A 2,390-nucleotide genomic window follows, 5' to 3' on the forward strand; every position below is an offset into this window, starting at 1 on the left:
GTCCAGCAAAGCCCTGGCTGTGAATTCCACGCCGAGCGACGCCGAACTGGCGACATTTTCCTGCTCTTATTCTACGGCTGAAGGCATGTTGACCCGCGCCCGGGTTACGGCGGACGATACAGTGCTCATCCCCGGCGCGTCCGGCGGTGTAGGCGGTGCGCTGGTGCAACTGGCCAAACGCCGTGGTGCGCGGGTTATCGCAATGGCATCAGAGGGGAAACACAGCGATGTGGCGGCCCTTGGTCCGGATATGATCCTGCCGCGCGCGCCTGCCCATCTGCGCAGTGCTTTGGGCGATGAACGCATTACGGTCGTGGCCGATGTCGTCGGTGGCCCGTATTGGCCCAGCTTGATCGACATCCTGGAACGGGGCGGGCGCTACACCTGCTCGGGCGCGATTGCAGGGCCGATGGTGTCCCTTGATCTGCGCACCTTCTATCTGCGTGATCTGACGTTCACAGGCTCGACCGTCATTGATCTGGAAGTCATGCCCAACATCGTGCGCTATATTGAGGAAGGCGCGATCAAGCCCTCCCTCGCCGCCGCCTATCCACTTGAGGATTTGCGCGCTGCCCAGAGCGCTTTCATCGCCAAAGAGCACACTGGCAACATCGTTGTGACGCCATGAAGATCACCCGCATCACCGTCTATCAGATTGCCTTACCGCTGGAGCATCCTTATTGGCTGTCCGGTGGGCGGCTCAAGTTCGAGGTTCTCGATGCCACGCTGGTGAAAATCGAAACCGGTACGGGCCTCACGGGCTGGGGCGAAGGCACGCCCTGGGGACACACCTATGTGCCTGCCCATGGTCCGGGCATCCGCGCAGGGATCGAGACGATGGCCCCCTTCATCATTGGCCTTGATCCGCGCCGGGGACTGGAAATCGAGCGGGCGATGGACCTTGCGCTGCCGGGGCATCTCTATGCCAAATCCCCCATCGACATGGCCTGTTGGGACATCGCAGGCCAAGCGGCGGGCCTTTCGATTGCTGATCTGATGGGCGGCGGATCGCGCACGCCGCGACCGATCGCGTCGTCTGTCGGGGCAAAGACCGTGGAAGAAACCCGCGCCGTTATCGAGCGTTACCGCCAGCGCGGCTATGTCGCCCATTCGGTTAAAATCGGCGGCGATATTGAACGCGATATCGCACGCGTGCGTGATGTGGAAAGTCTGCGTCGCGATGGCGAAATCGTCCTCTATGACGTCAATCGCGGCTGGACCCGCCAGCAGGCCTTACGTGTTATGTCCGCAACCGAAGACCTGAACGTGATGTTTGAGCAACCCTGCGAAAGCCTTGACGACATCGCGGCGATCGCAGGCAAACATGCGGCGCCTGTGTCTGTCGATGAAAGCCTTGTGACATTGCAAGACGCCGCCCGCATTGCGAGGGACGGATTGGCTGAGGTGTTTGGCATCAAGTTGAACCGCGTGGGTGGCCTGACCAAGGCAGCACGTATGCGCGACATCGCCTTGGCACACGGTATCGATATGTTTGTCATGGCGACGGGCGGGTCTGTGCTGGCCGACGCTGAGGCGCTGCATCTGGCCGCGACTATTCCGGATGCAAACTGCCACGCGGTCTGGGCGTGCCAGGATATGATCACGCTGGACATCGCAGGCGGGCGCGGCCCACGCAATATTGATGGCCACCTCCACCTGCCAGAAGCGCCGGGTCTCGGCGTACACCCCGACGAAGGCATCTTGGGCGAGCCGGTGGCGGTGTACCGATGAAGATCAAACGCCTCTCTCTTTGGCATGTGCCGCTGACCAGCCACTCGGCCTATTACATGGCCGAAGGCAAAACCTGCGACACGGTTGAAACAGCGGTGCTTTGCATTGAAACCGACACAGGCCTGACCGGCTGGGGCGAGGTTTGCCCGATCCCGCATTACCTGCCTGCCTACGCGCGCGGTGTGGGGCCTGCGTTGTCCGAGCTTGCACCGGTTATTCTTAGCGCTGATCCCATCGGGCCAGAGGCGCTCATGGCCAAAGCAGACGCCTATTTACCCGATCATCGTTATGCTAAATCGGCGCTTGATATCGCCCTTTGGGATCTTACCGGGCAAGCCGCGGGGCTTCCACTTCATGCGCTTCTCGGTGGGCAAAGGCAGGCTGATTTGCCGCTGTATCATTCGATTACCTGTATTGAGCCTGACGAAATGGCTCGCATCGCAATTGAGGCACAGGCGCAGGGTATGACCCAGTTTCAAGCGAAATTGGGTGCGTCGGGTGACTGGCAAACGGATGTCGAGAGATTGATCAAGGTGCGCGAGGCCGTTGGCAGTGGGCCCATTCTTTATGGCGACTGGAACTGTGGCTCGACCTCACTGGATGCAACGCGCACGGGCCGCGCAGTGGCACATCTGGATATCATGCTGGAACAGCCCTGC

Annotated in this window: 3 protein-coding genes; all 3 read left to right on the top strand. The window is 60.8% G+C overall.

What is annotated here, in order from left to right; translation table 11 throughout:
- Positions 1–628, top strand: a 628-nt coding sequence (locus tag QZ522_RS19000) for a zinc-binding dehydrogenase (protein ID WP_294615329.1), incomplete at its 5' end; no start/stop codon positions are given.
- Positions 625–1,731: an enolase C-terminal domain-like protein gene (locus QZ522_RS19005; protein ID WP_294615332.1), complete on the top strand. Its 1,107-nt coding sequence runs from the start codon at positions 625–627 to the stop codon at positions 1,729–1,731. The genes QZ522_RS19000 and QZ522_RS19005, both read left to right, overlap by 4 nt.
- On the top strand, positions 1,728–2,390 hold a 663-nt coding region (locus QZ522_RS19010), incomplete at its 3' end, for an enolase C-terminal domain-like protein (protein ID WP_294615334.1). The genes QZ522_RS19005 and QZ522_RS19010, both read left to right, overlap by 4 nt.

Source organism: uncultured Roseovarius sp., assembly GCF_913054395.1.
GTDB lineage: Bacteria > Pseudomonadota > Alphaproteobacteria > Rhodobacterales > Rhodobacteraceae > Roseovarius.

What these genes read in the sequence shown, in the direction of transcription:
- QZ522_RS19005 (WP_294615332.1), top strand. Translation starts at nt 625, where the DNA reads ATGAAGATCACCCGCATCACCGTCTATCAGATTGCCTTACCGCTGGAG.